This is a genomic window from Herbaspirillum sp. WTB6 (assembly GCF_057457785.1).
Genome location: NZ_CP176522.1, coordinates 1531726 through 1550185, shown reverse-complemented (window position 1 = coordinate 1550185; position 18460 = coordinate 1531726). Strand labels below are relative to the sequence as shown.

The 18460-nt window shown below is 63.0% G+C and carries 13 protein-coding genes and 1 tRNA gene; 11 read left to right on the top strand and 3 right to left on the bottom strand.

The features are described from left to right. Positions 1 to 214: 214 nt before the first annotated feature. The 11 genes from ACK2VC_RS07160 to ACK2VC_RS07110 all read left to right on the top strand — a co-directional run bounded on the left by ACK2VC_RS07160 (position 215) and on the right by ACK2VC_RS07110 (position 13568). The gene (locus ACK2VC_RS07160) at positions 215 to 1618 is read left to right on the top strand and encodes an MBL fold metallo-hydrolase (RefSeq protein WP_486732911.1); all 1404 of its coding nucleotides are present in this window, start codon (positions 215 to 217) and stop codon (positions 1616 to 1618) included. A gap of 30 nt (positions 1619 to 1648) precedes the next feature. Next, positions 1649 to 4333, top strand: a complete 2685-nt coding sequence (locus tag ACK2VC_RS07155) for a bifunctional acetate--CoA ligase family protein/GNAT family N-acetyltransferase (protein ID WP_486732910.1) — start codon at positions 1649 to 1651, stop codon at positions 4331 to 4333. 34 nt (positions 4334 to 4367) lie between these two features. Then, a complete protein-coding gene (locus ACK2VC_RS07150; protein WP_486732909.1) occupies positions 4368 to 4838 on the top strand; it encodes a universal stress protein in 471 nt (156 codons plus the stop codon). Positions 4839 to 4878: 40 nt separating this feature from the next. Beyond that, entirely contained in the window at positions 4879 to 6135 is a 1257-nt protein-coding gene (locus ACK2VC_RS07145; RefSeq protein WP_486732908.1) for an MgtC/SapB family protein, read from the top strand. A gap of 172 nt (positions 6136 to 6307) precedes the next feature. Next, positions 6308 to 6763 (top strand): Hsp20/alpha crystallin family protein, encoded by a 456-nt coding sequence (locus ACK2VC_RS07140; RefSeq protein ID WP_486732907.1) that lies wholly within the window; start codon positions 6308 to 6310, stop codon positions 6761 to 6763. Between the two features lie 344 nt (positions 6764 to 7107). Continuing rightward, the gene (locus ACK2VC_RS07135; protein ID WP_486732906.1) at positions 7108 to 8142 is read left to right on the top strand and encodes a DctP family TRAP transporter solute-binding subunit; all 1035 of its coding nucleotides are present in this window, start codon (positions 7108 to 7110) and stop codon (positions 8140 to 8142) included. Between the two features lie 247 nt (positions 8143 to 8389). Then, positions 8390 to 8896: a TRAP transporter small permease gene (locus ACK2VC_RS07130; RefSeq protein WP_486732905.1), complete on the top strand. Its 507-nt coding sequence runs from the start codon at positions 8390 to 8392 to the stop codon at positions 8894 to 8896. Then, entirely contained in the window at positions 8893 to 10182 is a 1290-nt protein-coding gene (locus ACK2VC_RS07125; RefSeq protein WP_486732904.1) for a TRAP transporter large permease, read from the top strand. Before ACK2VC_RS07130 ends, ACK2VC_RS07125 begins: the two co-directional genes overlap by 4 nt. A gap of 37 nt (positions 10183 to 10219) precedes the next feature. Then, entirely contained in the window at positions 10220 to 11614 is a 1395-nt protein-coding gene (locus ACK2VC_RS07120; RefSeq protein ID WP_486732903.1) for an amidase, read from the top strand. Positions 11615 to 11730: 116 nt separating this feature from the next. After that, positions 11731 to 12939, top strand: a complete 1209-nt coding sequence (locus tag ACK2VC_RS07115; RefSeq protein ID WP_486732902.1) for a GGDEF domain-containing protein — start codon at positions 11731 to 11733, stop codon at positions 12937 to 12939. Further along, positions 12936 to 13568 carry an SAM-dependent methyltransferase gene (locus ACK2VC_RS07110; protein WP_486732901.1) on the top strand — a complete coding sequence of 211 codons (633 nt, stop codon included), beginning with the start codon at positions 12936 to 12938 and terminating at the stop codon, positions 13566 to 13568. The genes ACK2VC_RS07115 and ACK2VC_RS07110 overlap by 4 nt, the downstream gene beginning before the upstream one ends. A gap of 192 nt (positions 13569 to 13760) precedes the next feature. Here the strand turns inward: ACK2VC_RS07110 and ACK2VC_RS07105 are convergent, their stop codons facing one another. The 3 genes from ACK2VC_RS07105 to ACK2VC_RS07095 all read right to left on the bottom strand — a co-directional run bounded on the left by ACK2VC_RS07105 (position 13761) and on the right by ACK2VC_RS07095 (position 18411). Next, positions 13761 to 16682 carry a putative bifunctional diguanylate cyclase/phosphodiesterase gene (locus ACK2VC_RS07105; RefSeq protein WP_486732900.1) on the bottom strand — a complete coding sequence of 974 codons (2922 nt, stop codon included), beginning with the start codon at positions 16680 to 16682 and terminating at the stop codon, positions 13761 to 13763. A gap of 154 nt (positions 16683 to 16836) precedes the next feature. Beyond that, a complete protein-coding gene (locus ACK2VC_RS07100; RefSeq protein WP_486732899.1) occupies positions 16837 to 17538 on the bottom strand; it encodes an N-acyl amino acid synthase FeeM domain-containing protein in 702 nt (233 codons plus the stop codon). 797 nt (positions 17539 to 18335) lie between these two features. Beyond that, positions 18336 to 18411, bottom strand: a tRNA-Phe gene (locus ACK2VC_RS07095). Between the last annotated feature and the right edge of the window lie 49 nt (positions 18412 to 18460).

The following is an 18460-nucleotide window of genomic DNA, read 5'->3' as shown; positions in this document are numbered from 1 at the left end:
TTCCGAATCCGGGGTTTGTTCGCATACTCCATGTGGTTGATCCGGTTTCCGTACAAAAAATGGATTGTTTGAATGCATACTCCCGTATTCTGTGGCAATGATGGCAAGTGTGCCTGAGTCGTGGGTGAGTGCCGGCGTTTGCGGCACAGGGTGCGGCAAGTCAATCGTGGCGTCGGGAGTGCGCGTCTGACGCCCGCGGACAAGGAGAGTCACCGTGGTCAAGCTTCATTTTCTGGGTGCGGCCGGCACCGTCACCGGGTCGCGCTATCTGCTCGACAGCGGCAAGCAGCGCGTGCTGGTTGATTGCGGATTGTTCCAGGGTTATAAGAACCTGCGCCTGCGCAACTGGGAAGAGCCGCCGTTCGAGCCGCGCACGATCGATGCGGTGCTGCTGACGCACGCGCACCTGGATCATTCGGGCCAGTTGCCGCTGCTGGTCAAGCGCGGCTTTCGCGGCAAGATCCACTGCAGCGAAGCGACCTATGAGTTGTGCAAGCTGCTGCTGGCCGATTCCGCCCACCTGCAGGAAGAGGAGGCCGAGTATGCCAACCGCCATCGTCTGAGCAAGCACCAGCCGGCGCTGCCGCTGTACGACGGCCGCGACGTCGCGCGCGCCCTGCAGCAGTTCGCCCCGGTGCGTGAAAACCGCACGCTGCAGGTCGGCCCCGACATCGGCGCGCAATGGATTCCGAACGGCCATATCCTTGGCTCCTGCGCGCTCGCCTGCGAGCTCGATGGCATCCGGCTGCTGTTTTCCGGTGACCTCGGACGGCCGCAGGACATCATCATGAAAGCGCCGCAACCGATTGCCGGGGAAGTCGATTACCTGGTGGTCGAATCGACCTACGGCAACCGCACGCACCCGCCGGCCGACCCGGCGCAGCAACTGCAGGACATCATCAGCGCCACTACCCAGCGCGGCGGCTCGGTCCTGCTGCCGGCGTTCGCGGTGGGCCGGGCTCAGACCGTGCTGTACCTGATCTGGCAATTGATGCGGCAGGGGAAAATCCCGCACCTGCCGGTCTACCTGGACAGTCCGATGGCCACCAGCGCCACCAACATCTATCGCCGCTTTGCGCCGCAAATGCAGATTGATGACGGCGACTGCGAAGCGATGATCGCGATGACCCGCTTCGTCGATACGCCCGACGAGTCGCGCCGCATCAACGCCGAGCATGGCTCGAAGATCGTGATTTCTGCCAGCGGCATGGCGACCGGCGGGCGCGTGCTGCACCATCTGAAAAACATGGCGCCGGACGCGCGCAACGCCATCGTGTTCTGCGGCTTCCAGGCCGGCGGCACGCGCGGCGCCAGCCTGGTCGGCGGCGCCGCCACGGTGCGCATACATGGCCAGGACGTGCCGGTCCGGGCGCCGGTGTTCAATCTGGACACGCTGTCGGCGCATGCCGACGGCGGGGAAATTCTCGACTGGCTGCGGCAGTTCAAACGCGCGCCGCAGAAGACCTTCATCACCCATGGCGAGCCGGACGCGGCCGACGCCATGCGGCTGCAGATCGAGCGCGGCTTGCAGTGGAGTTGCAGCGTGCCGCAATACCGCGACAGCTTCGTGCTGGAAAAAGGCGGCTGCCGCCCGTTGCGCCAGCACTTGCCCGACTGAACCATTCCTCTCCACGCCGGCAGGAGCCGCATGAGCATTCGCAACCTCGATTATCTGTTCCGCCCGCAATCGGTGGCCGTGATCGGCGCTTCGGTCAAGCCGCACGGCGTCGGCGCCACGGTGCTGGCCAACCTCAAGGCCGGCGGCTTCGGCGGGCCGCTGTGGGCGGTCAATCCAAAATACGACGCGTTGGCCGGGCTGCGCTGCTACCGGGATGTGGCGGCGCTGCCGCAGGCGCCGCAACTGGCGGTGATCTGCACGCCGCCGGCCACCGTGCCGGACTTGATCGCCGAACTGGGGGCGCGCGGCACCCGCGCCGCGATCGTGCTGACGGCCGGCATGGCGCAGGCCAGCGACCGCCATGGCGTCAGCCTGCAGCAGGCGATGCTGGATGCGGCCCGGCCCTATTTGCTGCGCATCCTGGGGCCGAACTGCATCGGCCTCTTGGTGCCGGAGATTGGCCTGAACGCCAGTTTCGCGCCGTCTTCGGCGCAGCCCGGGCGGCTCGCCTTCGTCTCGCAATCGGGGGCGCTGACCACCGCCGTGCTGGACTGGGCCAACAGCCGCAACATCGGCTTTTCGCATTTCATTTCGCTGGGCGACGGCGCCGATGTCGATTTCGGCGACATCCTCGATTATCTGGTCAGCGACCCGGCCACCGACGCCATCCTGCTCTACATCGAATCGATCCGCCATGCGCGCAAGTTCATGTCGGCCGCGCGTGCGGCGGCGCGCAACAAGCTGGTGCTGGTGGTGAAAGCCGGGCGGGTGGCGGAAGGCGCGCAGGCGGCGGCGTCGCACACCGGCGCACTGGCTGGCGCCGACGAGGTATATGACGCCGCGATCCGGCGCGCCGGCATGTTGCGGGTCGATACCACCGATGATCTGTTCGACGCGGTCGAAACCCTGGCGCGCGCCCGGCCGCAGGCGGATAGCGGCGAGCGGCTGGCGATCATGACCAATGGCGGCGGCGCCGGCGTGATGGCGACCGATGCCCTGATCCTGGGCGGCGGCCGCCTAGCCGAGTTGTCCGACGCCAGCCGTGCCCAACTGGATCGGGTGCTGCCGCCGACCTGGTCGCGCGCCAATCCGGTCGACATCATCGGCGACGCCCCGGCGCAGCGCTATGTCGATACGCTGCAGATATTGTTGAGCGCGAAGGAGGCCGACGCCGTGCTGCTGATCCATGCGCCGACCGCGATCGTGCCCAGCATCGAGATCGCGCACGCGCTCACGGCCATGATCGACGCCTCACGGCGCAATGTCTTCACCTGCTGGATGGGTGGGGCGGCGGTGGCGCCGGCGCGCGAGCTGTGCCGCGCCGCCGGGATTCCGACCTACAGCACGCCGGAGCAGGCGGTGCGGGCGTTTTCGCAGGTGGTGCGCTACCGGCGCAACCAGCAGATGCTGATGCAGACGCCGGCTTCGATCGCCGCCGGTTTCAGCCCCGATACCGGCGCTGCGCAGCGCGTGCTGCAGCAGGCGCTGACAGCCGGTCGTGGCATGCTGACCGAGCCGGAAGCCAAGCAGGTGCTGGCCGCCTATGGCATCCCGGTGGTGCAGACAAGGGTGGCGTCCAGCGTGGCCGAGGCCGAACGGATTGCGATTGAACTCGGCTTTCCGGTGGCCCTGAAAATCCTCTCGCCCGACATCACCCACAAGTCGGACGTGGGCGGCGTCGTGCTCGACCTGGAAACGCCGCAGCAGGTGACCAGCGCGGCTGAGGCGATGCTGCGCCGCCTGGGGCAAGCGCAGCCGCAGGCGCGCCTGGATGGCTTTTCGGTGCAGCAAATGGCGCGCCGGCCGCAAGCCTTCGAGCTGATCGTCGGCGCCGCCAGCGATCCGGTGTTCGGGCCGGTGATCCTGTTCGGCCAGGGCGGCACCGCGGTCGAAGTGATTGCCGACCGCGCGCTGGCGCTGCCGCCGCTGAACCGCAACCTGGCGCAGGAACTGGTGGCGCGCACCCGCATCGCGCGCCTGCTGGCCGGCTACCGCAGCCGGCCGGCGATCGACCACGAAGCGCTGTACGCGGTGCTGGTGCGCATTTCGCAATTGCTGTGCGACTTGCCGCAGGTGGTCGAACTCGACATCAACCCACTGTTCGCCGACGAGCACGGCGTGCTGGCGCTGGACGCGCGCATCGGCGTCGCCACCACCAGCGGTCAGGGCAGCGAACGGCTGGCGATCCGGCCCTATCCGCAAGAGCTGGAAGAGACGGTCGAGTGGAATGGCAAGCCGCTGCTGCTGCGCCCGATCCGGCCCGAGGACGAGCCGCAGCACAGCCGTTTCTTCGATGCGCTGTCCGCCGAAGACGTGCATTTCCGCTTCTTTTCGATGCTGCGCCAGCCGGCGCACAGCCAGTTGGCGCGCATGACGCAAATCGATTACGACCGCGAGATGGCGTTCATCGCGGTCGAGCCCGACGGCGCGAATGGCGAAGCGACGCTGGGCGTGGTGCGGGCGATTACCGACCCCGACAACGAGGCGGCCGAATTCGCGATCATCGTGCGTTCCGACTTGAAGCGGCGCGGACTGGGCTTGCTGCTGATGCACAAGATCATCCGCTACTGCCGCAGCCGCGGCACCCGACGCCTGGTCGGCCAGGTCTTGCCGGACAATGCCAACATGCTGCGCCTGGCTCACGAGTGCGGTTTTGAGATGGGCGCCGTCGATGCCGACGGTATCGAACTGACGCTGCCGCTGCGAACCGAATGAAGCGGTGACCGCGGATTTCCTGAAAGGACGAGACATGTACCAACATATCCTGCTGGCGGTGGATGGCAGCGCCAGTTCCGAGCTGGCGCTGCGCGAGGCGGCCCGCGTGGCGTCACCCGGCGCCACCCTGCGCGCGGTGACCGTGGTGGAAAATCCGCTGCTGACTTTTCCCGCGGTGTACGGCGTGGTCGAGAACATGGAAATGGTGGCGTCCGCCATGCTGGATGGCGGGCGCCAGGTCCTGGCGGCGGCGGAAGAGCAGTTGCGCCGCCAGGTGCAGCCGGGGGTCATGATCGAGACGCTGCTGCTGGATCTGACGCAACTGGGCGGCACGATTCCGGGCGCGATCCAGCAGCAGGCGGACAACTGGCCGGCCGACCTGATCGTGATCGGCTCGCATGGCCGCAGCGGTGTCAAGCGCCTGCTGCTGGGCAGCGTGGCCGAGCATTTGCTGCGCCTCTCAACCAGGCCGATCCTGCTGGTGCGCGGGCCACAGGCGGCATGAGGCGGGCACGATTGCAGAGCGGCGGCATAGGTGGCAGCCGATGAACGGGCAACTGGCGTTCCAGTTCGCGGTCGCACTCGGGATCGGTCTATTGGTCGGGGTCGAGCGCGAACGGCGCAAGGGGCAGGGGCCGTTGCGCGCGGCGGCCGGAATCCGCACCTTTGCCATCGTCTCGCTGCTGGGCGCGCTTGGCATGAACCTGGGCGGCGGCTTGCTGCTGGCGCTGCTGGTGGCGACGCTGGGGGTGCTGCTGGCGGTCGGCTACCAGCGCAGCCGCGAGCATGATCCCGGCCTGACCACCGAAGCGGCGCTGCTGCTGACCCTGTTGCTGGGCGCTCTGTGCCTGCGCGATCCGGCACTGGCCTCGGGTCTGGCGGTGACGCTGGCGATCCTGCTGGCGGCGCGCGTGCGCATTCATCGCTTCGTGCGCACGGTATTGAGCCAGCAGGAGCTGAACGACGCGCTGATCCTGGCGGCCGGGGCGCTGGTGGTGCTGCCCTTGCTGCCGGATACCTATCTCGGGCCGTTCGAGGCGATCAACCTGCGTACCGTCTGGAAATTTGCGCTGTTGGTGATGGCGGTCGGCGCCGCCGGCCATATCGCGCTGCGCGTGATCGGCCCGCGTTTCGGCCTGCCGCTGGCCGGCTTCGCATCCGGCTTCATTTCCAGCGCAGCTACCATCGGCGCCATGGGCGAGCGCGCCGCGCGCGAACCGGCGCTGATGGGGCCTGCGGTTACCGGCGCCGTGCTGTCGTCGGTCTCGACGCTGATTCTGATGGCGGCGGTGTTGAGCGCCATCAGCCCGGAGGCGCTGCGCTCGCTGGCGCTGCCGCTGTTCTGCAGCGGCGCCGCGGCGCTGGCGTATGGAGCGTTGTTCCTGGTCAAAAGCATGCGCCGCACGGACCTGCCGGCAACCGTGCGAGGCGCGCCGTTCCAGCTCAAGACCGCCTTGCTGCTGGCGCTGATGGTGGCTGCGATCCTGGTCCTGGCGGCGGCACTGAACGCCTGGCTCGGCGCGGGCGGGGTGTTGGCGGCGGCGCTGATCGGCGGCTTGGCCGATACCCATGCGGCGGCAGCTTCGGTGGCCTCGCTGGCGGCGGCCGGAAAAATCAGCGCTGCGCAGGCGGTGATTCCGGTGCTGGCCGCGCTATCGGCCAACACGCTGAGCAAGGCGGTGTTTGCCTGGGTCAACGGCGGCCGCCAGTTCGCGCTGCAGGTCATTCCCGGCTTGCTGCTACTGGTAGGAGCGGCCTGGGCCGGACTGTTGCTGGCGGCCGGCCTCGGCCTGCGCGGCTGAGATCGACGCCGTTTCGTCGGCGCCAAGCACGCGCATTTGAGCTTGCGCAAGGCGCACGCACGGCCAATTCATATCATCCATGAGAGTACGGGCGCGCCGAGGCTGGATTCCGGTCGCGTCCGCGAGCCCGGCGCCGCTCCTGCCGGGTTTTTCTATTTCAACCGAGAGGTGGATGATGAGCAACAAGCTGACCCGTTTCAATCCGTTTGGTGAACTCGCGCGTTTTGAACCGATGCGCGACATCGAAGAATTTTTCAACGATTTTCGCTGGCGCCCGGCCCTGCGCGAAATGGAGATCGAGCCGCGCATCAAGATGGACGTGGCGGAAACCGACACCGACTATACGGTGAAGGCGGAAATTCCGGGCGTCAAGAAAGAAGACATCAAGATCGAAATCGAAGGCAATCAGATTTCAATCAGCGCCGAGACGCAAAAGGAAACGGAAGAGAAAAAGGGCGAGACCGTGGTGCGCAGCGAGCGCTATTACGGCAAGCAGTATCGTCGCTTCACGCTGCCGCATGAAGTCGATGAAGACAAGGCGCAGGCGAAATATCAGGACGGCGTGCTGGAACTCAACCTGCCGAAAAAATCCGGCCCGGTCGGTGCCCGGCAGTTGTCCGTGCAGTAACCGGCAGCTTGCATGCCCCGGTCGCCTTGCGGCGCCGGGTGCGGTCTTGCCCGCTTTCGTGCCATGCACGCAAAGTTTAGACGAATCAATCACTTGGCCTTGATTTCCGCTGCTTATCCACAGGTTTGATCACAGTTTCTGTGGGTAAGCGGCAGGCCGGCGCCACCCTCATTGCGCACTTCTGCGTGCGCGCCATCCCGTCCGCGCCATTCGGCGCCAGTTGCCGTACACCAAGGATTGCTGTAAAAAGTTGAATGCACCGCGATGTTGGTCGGGCGCGGTCCGCAGTGCGGACGGCCCGCTTTGCCGATTCCGGCGGTTCCATCTTCCGAAGGAGAAATTTCTTGGTCAAGTCACTTTTTGCGGCCGCTGCATCAGCCGCCGTTGCCGCCACGCTGGCGTTCTCGCTGCCGGCTGCGGCCCAGCAAAAATACCAGCCCGAATACCGGCTCTCCACCGTGCTCGGCACGGCCTTCCCCTGGGGCAAGGGCGGCGAGCGCTGGGCCGAACTGGTCAAGGAAAAAACCCAGGGCCGGATCAACATCAAGATGTATCCCGGCACCTCGCTGGTGGCTGGCGACCAGACGCGCGAATTCACCGCGATCCGCCAGGGCGTGATCGATCTCGCGATCGGGTCGTCGATCAACTGGTCGCCGCAGGTCAAGGAATTGAACCTGTTTTCGCTGCCGTTCCTGATGCCCGACTACCGGGCGATCGATGCGCTGACTCAGGGCGAGGTCGGCAAGGAATTGTTCAAGGTGATCGAAAAGAATGGCGTGGTGCCGCTGGCCTGGGGCGAGAACGGTTTCCGTGAACTGTCCAATTCCAAGCATGAGATCAAGACGCCGGCCGACATGAAGGGCTTGAAGTTCCGCGTGGTCGGCTCGCCGCTGTTCAACGACACCTTCACTGCGCTGGGCGCCAACCCGACCCAGATGAGCTGGGCCGACGCCCAGCCGGCGCTGGCCTCGGGCGCGGTCGACGGCCAGGAAAATCCGATCTCGGTATTCACCGGCGCCAAGATCGCCGCGGTTGGCCAGAAATACCTGACGATCTGGGGCTACGTCGCCGATCCGCTGATCTTCGTCGTCAACCGCAAGGTCTGGGACAGCTGGAGCAAGGCCGACCAGGACGCGGTGCGCGCGGCGGCGATCCAGGCCGGACAGGAAGAGATTGCGCTGGCGCGCAAGGGCCTGACCGAAGCCGGCAGCGGCATCTACAAGGAAGTCGAGGCTTCCGGCGTCAAGGTTACGCATTTGACGCCAGCCGAGGTCGACGCCTTCCGCCAACCGACCCGGTCGGTCTACGACAAGTGGTCGAAGACGATCGGCAGCGGCTTGGTGAAGAAAGCGGAGGCGGCGATCGCCGCGCGCAAATAGGGCTGGCCGCTGTTCATGCCGGCAAAGCGCCCCGTTGCCAACGGGGCGTTTTTGTTTCGCCTCGGGCTGGTTTTTTGTAGATACTCCATACGCTAATAGCCCATCCCGCTCTGTTTGTAATTGATATTTCAATATACTCCTGTCAACCGTGAAATTGTGCAAGCGCTTGCAGCACAGTCCGCTGTCGACCTCGCGAACCCCGCGCCGGTTTGACCCTGTGTGAGTCCCGAACGGAAAGAACCATGTCATGAGCGATTTACCCGAATCTTCCACTCCTGCCGCCGAACCGGCGCCGCGCGTGCCGGTGAAAATCGAGGAATTCTGCGCCGCGCTGGCGATGGCGCTGATCTGCTGCATCACCTTCGCCAACGTGCTGGTACGCTATTTCACCGACGTCTCGTTCGCCTTCACCGAGGAATTCTCGATCTTCCTGATGGTGGTGCTGACGCTGTTCGGTGCTGCCGCCGCGTTCGCGCGCAACAGCCACATCCGCATGAGCTTCCTGGTCGATCGCCTGCCGCGCAAATTGGCGCGCTCGCTCGAATACGTGGTGCTGGTCCTGAGCGCGCTGATGTTTGCGCTGATGGCGTACTACGGCAGCTTCCTGTTCTGGGACGACTGGCAGTACGAGACCACCTCGCCCGGGATCGGCATCCCGCAATGGATCTACACGATCTGGCTGCCGTTATTGTCGGCCGTGATCTTCCTGCGCATCGTCGGCCGCCTGGTCCGTTTTGCCCGGAGCGCGGCATGATCGCCGAAGGCAGCCTGATCCTGTTTCTCGGCCTGGCGCTGCTGTTGGCGATCGGCGCGCCGCTGGCGATCGCGCTCGGCATCACCGGCACCATCGTGATCCTGACCGAGAACCTCGGCATCATGTCGGTGCCGACCAATGCCTACAACGGCATCGCCAAGTATCCGCTGCTGGCGCTGCCGGTGTTCGTGCTGGCCGGTATGATGTTCGAGCGCGCCGGCGTGGCCCTGCGTATCGTGCGCTTCGCCGCCGCCATCGTCGGCAAGCGGCGCGGCGGCCAGGGTGTGGTGGCGATCCTGGTCTGCATGTTCTTGGGCGGCATCTCCGGCTCCGGCCCGGCCGATGCGGCGGCGGTGGCGATGGTGATGATCCCGAGCATGTTCAAGCAAGGTTATCCGAAGGAGTTTTCTGCCACCGTGATCGCTGCCGCCGGTTCCACCGCGATCCTGATTCCGCCGTCGATCGCCTTGATCGTCTACAGCGTGCTGGTGCCAGCCGCCTCGGTGCCGGCGCTGTTCGCCGGCGGCATGCTGCCCGGCATCCTGGCCGGGCTGGCGCTGGTGGTTCCGACCCTCTACCTGTCGCGCAAGCACGGCTGGGGCACCCAGGACGATGCGCCGACGCCGCGCTTCTGGGACAGCTTCAAGGAAGCGATCTGGGGCTTGCTGGCGCCGATCATCATCCTGGGCGGCATGCGTACCGGCATGTTTACGCCAACCGAGGCGGCGGTGGTGGCGGCCTTCTACGGCCTGTTCGTCGGCGTCTTCGTCTACCGCACCCTGAATTTCCGCAAGATCTACGCAGTGCTGGTCGAATCGGCGGAAATCTCGGCGGTGGTGCTGATCATCATCTCGCTGGCCGGCGTGTTCGCCCATGCCGGATCGACGCTCGGCGCCTTCGACGCCTTCGCCAAGCTGTTGCTCGGCTTCACCGGCAACGAAGCGCTGATGCTGGTGATGATTTCCGTCATGCTGCTGATCGCCGGCATGCTGCTGGATGCGATCTCGATCTTCCTGGTGTTTTTGCCGATCCTGGTGCCGATCATGCTGACCTACGGCTGGGACCCGGTCTGGTTCGGGGTTGTCATCACGATGAACATGGCGATCGGCCAGTTCACGCCGCCGATGGCGGTCAACCTGATGGTCACCACCCGCATCGCCGGCGTCTCGATGGAATCTACGATCCGCTGGGCGCTGTGGATGGTGGGGGCGATGCTGGCGGCGATGACGCTGGTGATGGTGTTTCCGCAACTGGCGCTGTGGCTGCCGCGCGCCCTGGGTTATTAGATGATGGGGGGTTTCCGTGAGTAGCGATATCTGTTTCATGACGGCCACCGGACTGGCGGCCGAAATCCGCGCCGGCCGCCTGTCGGCGCGCGAAGTGATGGCCGCGCACCTGGCGCAGATCGAGCGCGTCAACCCGCAAGTCAACGCGATTGTCACACTGCACGCCGAACAGGCGCTGGCGGCGGCTGCCGCCGCCGACGAGGCGCAGGCAAACGGCGCGCCGCTCGGCCCGCTGCACGGCTTGCCGGTGGCGCACAAGGACGTGTTCGTCACGCGCGGCATACGCACCACCTATGGCTCCAAGGTGCATGAGCATTTCATCCCGACCAAGAGCGCCTTGCTTGTCGAGCGTCAGCAGGCGGCCGGCGCGATCTCGATCGGCAAGACCAATACGCCGGAATTCGGTGCCGGCGCCCAGACCTTCAACGCCGTGTTCGGCGCCACCCGCAATCCGTACGACCTGTCGAAGACTTGCGGCGGTTCTTCCGGCGGCGCGGCGGTGGCGCTGGCGACCGGCATGGTGCCGCTGGCCGACGGTTCCGACACTGGCGGCTCGCTGCGCTGCCCGGCCAGCTTCAACAATGTGGTCGGCCTGCGCCCGGCGGTCGGCCGGGTGCCGCAATTTCCGGTGCTGGGCGGCTGGGACGCGCTCTCGGTCTCGGGGCCGATGGCGCGCACCGTGCAGGATCTGGCGCTGTACCTGTCGGTGCTGGCCGGACCGGATGCGCGCGACCCGCTGGCGATCGCCGAGGATGGAGCGCGTTTTGCGCGGCCGCTGGGACGCGACTTCAAGGGCGTGCGGATCGCCCTGAGCGCCGACATGGGCGGCCTGCCGCTGGAAGTGCCGGTCAAGCGGCTGGTGGCGGCGCAACGGCCGGTATTCGAGGCGCTCGGCTGCGTGGTGGAGGAGGCCTGCCCGGATTTCCGCGATGCGCAGGAAATTTTCCTGACGCTGCGCGCCTATTTCTTCGAGCTGCAACTGGGCGCGGTGCTGGATTCCCATCCGGGCGTGCTGAAGGATGCCGTGGTGTGGAACATCGAAGCCGGGCGCAAGCTGACCGGGCCGCAACTGGCGCGCACGGAAAAGCTGCGCACCGCATTGTTCCAGCGCATGCATCGTTTCCTGGAACAATATGAATTCCTGGTGCTGCCGGTCAACCAGGTCGTGCCGTTCCCGGTCGAACAGGAATACGTGACCGAGATCGAGGGCGTGCCGATGGCCAGCTATATCGACTGGATGCGCTCCTGCTTCGACATCACGGCCACCGGCCATCCGGCGATTTCGGTGCCGTGCGGCTTCACCGACGACGGCTTGCCGGTCGGCCTGCAGATCGTCGGCCGTCATCAAAGCGAATTCGCGCTCCTGCAAATCGCGCATGCGTTCGAACAGGCGACGCGGATCGGGCAACGGCGGCCGCCGCTCGCGGCCTAGCGCGTCGCCACTGGCTCCGGGCGGAATTTGTCCGGAGCGTATCCGGAGCGTAAACAGGCCAGCGTACAGGTGGGAACAAAGTTACCATTGGGCATCTATCCAAGCCGAACTTCTTTATGCAAACCCTGCCGGCCGGAATTGCCATCTTCATCGCGGAACTGTGTTTCGGGCTGGTCATGGTCGGCATCCATCGCTTCGCGCCGGACGACAAATGCACCCGCTACTGGGCGGTGGCGATGCTGCTGATTGGCGGCGGCATGCTGATCGCCACCGAAAACGCCGGAGCGCCGAATGCGGCCAAGCTGGTGCTCGGCAATTGCAGCATCGTATTGGGCTGTATTTACAATTGGTGGGGTACCCAGCTTTTTTACCGGCAACCGGCCAGCCGCTTCGGCTTGGCGCTGGCCGGTGGCTTCGCGCTGTCGTTCGGTGTGGCGCTGGCGGCTAGTGCCAGCATGTCGCAACGCGCTGTGTTGGTATCGGGTTTCGTGGTGGTGGCCATGGCGCTGGTTCTGCGCGAAGTCGGACGCGGACATCGGGGCCGGCATACCTTCTCCAGCCGCTTGACCGTCCTCGCGATCCTGCTGTTGATCTCGATGTGCTCGGTACGGCTGTTATTGCTGTATTTCGGCATGGGGGCAAACCTGTCGCACATGCCCGGCGTGGCTGATGTTGTGCTGCTGCATTTCATCCCGTTGGCCGGCTTGCTGCTGCTGGGTGCCGGCCTGATGCTGATGTATTTCGAACGAATCATCGCCGAAAACCGCCGCTTGGCGAGCGAAGACGCACTGACCGGGCTGCTGAACCGGGGCGCCATCGCAGCCGCCGGCGAGCGTGCCGTGGCGCATGCGCTGCAACACCGGTTGCCGCTCACCGTGGCGATCCTCGATATCGATTTTTTCAAGAGCATCAACGACAGCCTGGGCCATGACGCCGGCGACCAGGTGCTGGTCGATTTTGCCGGTTTGCTGAGGGCGCACTGTCGCCAGCAGGATCTGGTCGGCCGCTATGGCGGCGAGGAATTCTGCATCCTGTTTCCCGACATGGACGAGGCTGCCAGTATCGGCGCGGCAGAGCGGATTCTGGATGCGGTGCGCGGGTATCGCTACCGGCAGATCCATCCTTTGACGGTCAGCGTCGGGATGGCGGTGCTGACCCGGCAGGAGGCTGCTGCGGCAAGCTGGGCGGCGCTGGTCAAGGCCGCCGACCAGCAACTCTATCTGGCCAAGCAGAATGGCCGCGACCAATGCCGCCGGCAGGTGTTTACCGCCGACCGCAATTCCGTCGGCAGCGGGTTGGCGGGCTGCGGGCCTGCCGCCATATGAGCAATCATCCGTTCGTCCCGCTCGCCGCGAGCTGGGACCAGCGCTATAGCCAGCCCGGTTTCCTGTACGGCACCGAGCCCAACGCCTATTTGGCGAGCCAGCGACATCTGCTAGTGGGCGGCGAGCGAGCGCTGGTGGTGGCTGATGGCGAGGGCAGGAACGGCGTCTGGCTGGCGCAGCAGGGGCTGAAGGTAGAGGCCTTCGACCTGTCGCCGGTGGCGGTGGACAAGGCCAGGCAACTGGCGCAACGCGCGGCGGTGACGGTCGACTTCCAGGTTGGCGATGCCGATGCCTGGGCGTGGCAGCGAGGGGCGTACGACTGCGTGGCCGCCATCTTCATCCAGTTTTTCGGACCGCGGCAGCGCCAGCGGCTCTTCGCCAACTTGATCGCCAGCCTGAAGCCAGGCGGCTACCTGATCCTGCAGGGCTATGCCCCGACGCCGGCCGAACTCGAGGCGATGGGGCCGGAGCTGCTGGATCACCTATACACCGAAGCGCAATTGCGCGCGGAGCTTGCCGACCTGCACATCGTCGATTTGCAGGTTTATCAGTCTCATTTGGTGGAGCAGCCGCAGCAGGAGCAAGCGGCGGCGCTGATCGGCCTGGCGGCGCAAAAGCCCGTGGTTTAGGTTTTCTCTTCCCCGTTGTGTACTCCATTGACTGGAGCAAAGCGCGACCAAGCAGACGAAAGCAACGCCTGATCGGGCAGATCTATTCGAGGTCAGCTTGGTCCGAACCATTAATCCGATCGATACTTGGCTTCGCGCCACGAGGACGCTCCGCGAGCAGGAAGCGCCGGATTCGGTCTACCACGAGCGGCCTTAATGCAAGCCGCGTAGATTGCTCATGTTGAAGAGGCTCGCTTCCTCCAGGGTGTCTACCCCAAGCGTCTGCGCTAGAAGAATTAATTTCTCGTCCTGGATGAAACTTGCCGACGAAACCGCCGCCAGTAGTTTCTCCGGCGCTTGCGAGGCCGCAACCGCATATCCCTGCACGTAGTCGACGCCGATCTCTGCAAGCGTGCGCACGGTGGCGGTGTCCTCAGCCCATTCCGCGATGGTTTTCATGCCAAGATTGGTCGCAAGGCTGACGATCGCCTCCACGATAGCCACATTGGCAGGATGAGCGTTGATATTTACCACGAAGCTTCCGTCGATCTTAAGTACATCGGCAGGCAATTTTTTGAGATAGGAAAACGACGTATAGCCGGCGCCAAAATCGTCCAGGGCTATTTTTGCGCCGTGGCGCCGGACTTGATCAATGAAGCGCAGCGTATTGTCCAGATCATGGAGCGCCACGCTTTCCGTTATTTCAATGCATAATCGACTCGCGGCATCGGCATGGGCGGCCAACATTTCGATCCCGTCCTTCACGAACTGCTCGTCGTTAAGCGAGGCGCCACTCAGGTTCATGCAAACGAACTGGGTATTCGGCAGGCGTGCTGCGTGAGTATCAAGCCAGGCGAGCGTTGTTGCCAGTACCCAGCGGTCAATCACCCCTGCATATCCGTTTTTTTCCGCAATGGGGATAATGCTGCCGGCGCTGAGAACGCTCCCATCGCGATCACGCATTCTTAACAGGACTTCAAAATTCAGGGAATCATGCGGTGACTTGAGCGACATGATCGGCTGCATTTCCAGAAAAAGGCCTGCGGTCGGATCGCTGGTCGACAGGCGTTCAACCAGATTTAACTCCGCCTCCCGCTCCTGGAACGCCGCCGCATTCTTCTCATATACGACCAGCCTGGCACTGGGCCCGCTCTTGGCTTCGCGACAGGCGCGGTCCGCCGCCGATACGGCATCTTTCATTTTCATACCGCCGTTAACTTCGATCAACCCGATCGATCCGCGCACATGAAACGCCTTGTCGCCCACCTGGTAGGGGGTGTCGCCGATGCGTTCGACGATTGCCCGGCAGATCAATGAGGCAAGCGGAATTGCGGTCTTGGGCATGACGATGATGAACTCATCACCGCCGATACGGCCAATCTGGTGCCCGGCAGCCAGCACCGTTTTGATACGTTCGCACACTTGCTGCAGGACCTCGTCCCCCGCGGTATGTCCGAATAGATCGTTGATCAATTTGAAGCGGTCCAGATCGAGGTAGGCGAGCGTCAATGGCAGGTCGGCCGCCGACGGCTCGCTGGCTTGTTCAAATATCCTCTCTATTCCGCGGCGATTAAAGACTTTGGTAAGCGGGTCGTTGTCGGCCATGAAGCGCAAATGTTTGGTCGCCTTTGCCTTTTCGGTAATGTCTTGCAAGGACCCTTCGATTTTTCCACGGGCTAACGTCGCCTTGACAATGAAATGTTTCGTGCCCTCCCGATTCTGAATCTCCATTTCCACTTCCGCATGCGTATGTACCAACTCGTGTAACTGGCTCCATACACCGACGGTAAAGTACTGCTTCCACCAGGTGCGGCCGGCCAATATCTCGGTCGCCCCAAGCATTTTCCTGAGAGCCGGATTCGTGCTCAGGAAATGTCCATACAGATCGAGGGTAAACAGGCCAACCGGCATGGCTTCGTACGCATATTTGAATTGTTCTTGAGCTTCGATTCGCTGCAGGTGTTCCAGACGCATTTGTTCGGCGATTGCCAGTGCCGCCAACAGGCTTGAGGCGAGCGCAGCCGTCACGCTGTTGATCATGCCGATGGGTTCTCGCATTCCGAGCGCCGCAGCCAAAACTTCAGACAGGCTGGACAGAAATGTGACACCGAACGACGCGGCATACCAAAAGGCGACTCGGGTATGGGACCGGAATATGATGCTGCCGAGGCTGAGCGTCATTAGAAACAAGCCGTAACCAGTGAACAGCCACATGACGGGCAAAAACAGGCCGAACGGCAAAACGATTGCGCCAACCATGAGTGGCAGGCATAGCCATTGAGCGAATCTGAGCGGGATCACATACCGAGTCTTTTCGAGTTGTTCGCGAAACAAGGTCTGGTAAAGAGTAAGCGTCGAGACGGCATAGAGTGCGATGGTGCCGGAGCGGCTTAGCAATAACCAGCGTTCGGGAATGTTTTGCCCCAGCCATTGGATGTCCCATCCGGCAGATATCGCGCCAACCCGCAGGTTGAGGAATAGCCATGCGGCGAAGAGTACGTATAGCCCTTGGCGATTGACTAGCGCCATCGTAAAAACGAACAAGGCGAGCATGATCATGCCGCCATCCAGCAAGCCGGACTTACGGTGATATTGCTGAACGGATAGATTGAATTGTTTGGTAGGCCATTGTGTCGCTGTCAAATGCGCCGGACCCACGAAGGTGGCACGGCAAACGACTTGCGCCGGCGTGCGCTCCAGTTGAAGCGCAAAGCCCGCCCGGGCGGGCGTGAGGGCACCCTCGGATCCGGAACGCGAGGATTTGCCAAGCAATTGCAAGGACGCAGCATCCCAGCAAGCGATGCCGGTTGCATGACGAGAGGGAAGTTCGATTGTTTCCGCCCCCCTTGGCGCGTCATTCGCGCTAAAGGCAAACCAGACTGGCGCTTCCGATAAATTCGTATCGTAGTGACGGGTTGGACCCTTGCGCTCCAATTGTGGCAAAACATCCTGGGGCAGCAAGGTGCCGTCGGTCTCTGTCAGGACCTTCAGATCGAGCGGCCTGCTGCCGCTTGTCGCATAGGGATTGCTCCAGGTGACAAGCGCCAATAGGGAAATAAAGGCAATACCTGCCGGAACGGCATAAAACGAGATTGCGCGCAGCGCCGATTCTAAAGCGCGATGAAGGGTCGCCAAAATCGAATTGCGAAAGAAAGGGGACGACCGTGGCATACGTACTTATCTGAGTCCAAGGGAATATGGCCGCTGTCGGATGCCTCATGCGGCTGCATTTTCTGCAAGGATACAGATTAGTGGCGTTGTCGTCTTTCAATCGGTCGCTATGCCCTGCTTATGCCAGGAAACGATGTGGCGGTGCGACCGACAGGGGCGGTGAAATTGGCATGCTGATCGGGCGGGCGTCGTTCCCGCCTTTGATATCGATGTCGGGATGATGGGTATGACAGAAGAAATTCAGCAGCGGGTGCTTGGCCGCGGCCCAGCGCACGTGGCCGCTCTTGATTTCGAAAGCCATCACCCGGTGGGGAAGGTTGCCGGCATGGCGGAGCGGCACATATCCTGTTTCGGGGAAAACATCCGAGAATAGCAATTGTTGGTATTGACGGTCGATTGGCGCTCTGCCGGCAGCCAGCGCCCATGCGATACTGTTTTGCTCGCAATATTGGAAACACGCCTTGATCAGCGCGATCTTGACGATGCGGCCAATACGCCCTTCATCAATGCCAAGCCGCGTCACTTCTGCGAGCTGATGATCTTGCAGCCAGGCCGGAAGTTCGACCGATTGCTCGACAGTCAATCGCTGATGGAGGTTGGTTTGGATGCGTACCGTACCCAGTGGAGAGCCATCCAGCTTGGACTCGGCCAGTAAAACAACAACGTCACTGTCGAAATCAAGCGTTTCCGGCGTGCTGAGGCTCTGTGCAAGCGTGGGTACATGTCGTGCATATGCCGCATGTCGAATCCGCACCGCCTTCCATAGATCAGCGTCGCTGCGGACCCGTTTGACGGTGAACGGGAGCCGCTCCGTACTCATGGCCTGCTCCCGCTCTTTGGTCGTGCTCGGTACCTGGGCCCTGGGCTGGGGAACGGGAACGATTGCGTTGCATGGCTCCATTGAGATACTCCTTGAGGTGAGGGTATGGATTAACCGCTTACAGTACGGTACCCCAACTTGCCCCCACACAAACTTGCGAATTGACTAACTTTCCCCCTCGTTACTTGCGATTGACAATATTGCAATAGTGTGAATTCCCCTTGATTTCCTGGCCGCCGCTTGCGAAATCCCGGTAATCGCACCTTCGATATTCCCGATTTCAGACTAAATAATGTACTGAGTGGGATCCGTCGTGACGAACTGGGGAAGCTGAAATGCGGGATGTGGATTTTCCGTGGCGCAATCTGGCGCTTGGCGAGAAGGTAGAAGCTTTTCGTATGGTGTTGCTTACCCCGTACGTTGCGTACCTGCTGGCCAGACTGCCGTGCCGGAGTGAACGGGTAAGGATTATCTAACTCACCGAAATTCCTGGTTGAGCGCATCCCGGCCGCTGGTGGCGTGGCATTCGTAGCGAGAAATTGCCGGGACGTGCTGCCCCACCTTGGTCCATAAGGGGCAAATCCCTAGTGCGTCGGCCTTGCCGTAACGCCCGAGTGCCCCACGTACAGATTATTTTTCCCCTTTTGGTTCTCATTAAAATCAGCAAATGCTCGGCAACCCTCGCTGCTGGCACCGGAATAGGCCCAAGTATTTCCCAAATCGGGTTACGCAGTGGTTACACAAACGCCAGAAAGCAAAAAGCCCAGCTTGTGGCTGGGCTTTTTGCTTGACTTCTTTGGTGGCCCGGGGCGGAATCGAACCACCGACACAAGGATTTTCAATCCTCTGCTCTACCGACTGAGCTACCAGGCCAAGACGCGAGAGTATATCAAAACAATTTCATTCCGCAAAGTGCGATCTG

Coding starts and splice junctions, on each gene's coding strand:
- ACK2VC_RS07155 (WP_486732910.1), top strand. CDS start 1,649: ATGAGCATTCGCAACCTCGATTATCTGTTCCGCCCGCAATCGGTGGCC.
- ACK2VC_RS07150 (WP_486732909.1), top strand. CDS start 4,368: ATGTACCAACATATCCTGCTGGCGGTGGATGGCAGCGCCAGTTCCGAG.
- ACK2VC_RS07145 (WP_486732908.1), top strand. CDS start 4,879: ATGAACGGGCAACTGGCGTTCCAGTTCGCGGTCGCACTCGGGATCGGT.
- ACK2VC_RS07140 (WP_486732907.1), top strand. CDS start 6,308: ATGATGAGCAACAAGCTGACCCGTTTCAATCCGTTTGGTGAACTCGCG.
- ACK2VC_RS07130 (WP_486732905.1), top strand. CDS start 8,390: ATGAGCGATTTACCCGAATCTTCCACTCCTGCCGCCGAACCGGCGCCG.
- ACK2VC_RS07125 (WP_486732904.1), top strand. CDS start 8,893: ATGATCGCCGAAGGCAGCCTGATCCTGTTTCTCGGCCTGGCGCTGCTG.
- ACK2VC_RS07120 (WP_486732903.1), top strand. CDS start 10,220: ATGACGGCCACCGGACTGGCGGCCGAAATCCGCGCCGGCCGCCTGTCG.
- ACK2VC_RS07115 (WP_486732902.1), top strand. CDS start 11,731: ATGCAAACCCTGCCGGCCGGAATTGCCATCTTCATCGCGGAACTGTGT.
- ACK2VC_RS07110 (WP_486732901.1), top strand. CDS start 12,936: ATGAGCAATCATCCGTTCGTCCCGCTCGCCGCGAGCTGGGACCAGCGC.
- ACK2VC_RS07100 (WP_486732899.1), bottom strand. CDS start 17,538: ATGAGTACGGAGCGGCTCCCGTTCACCGTCAAACGGGTCCGCAGCGAC.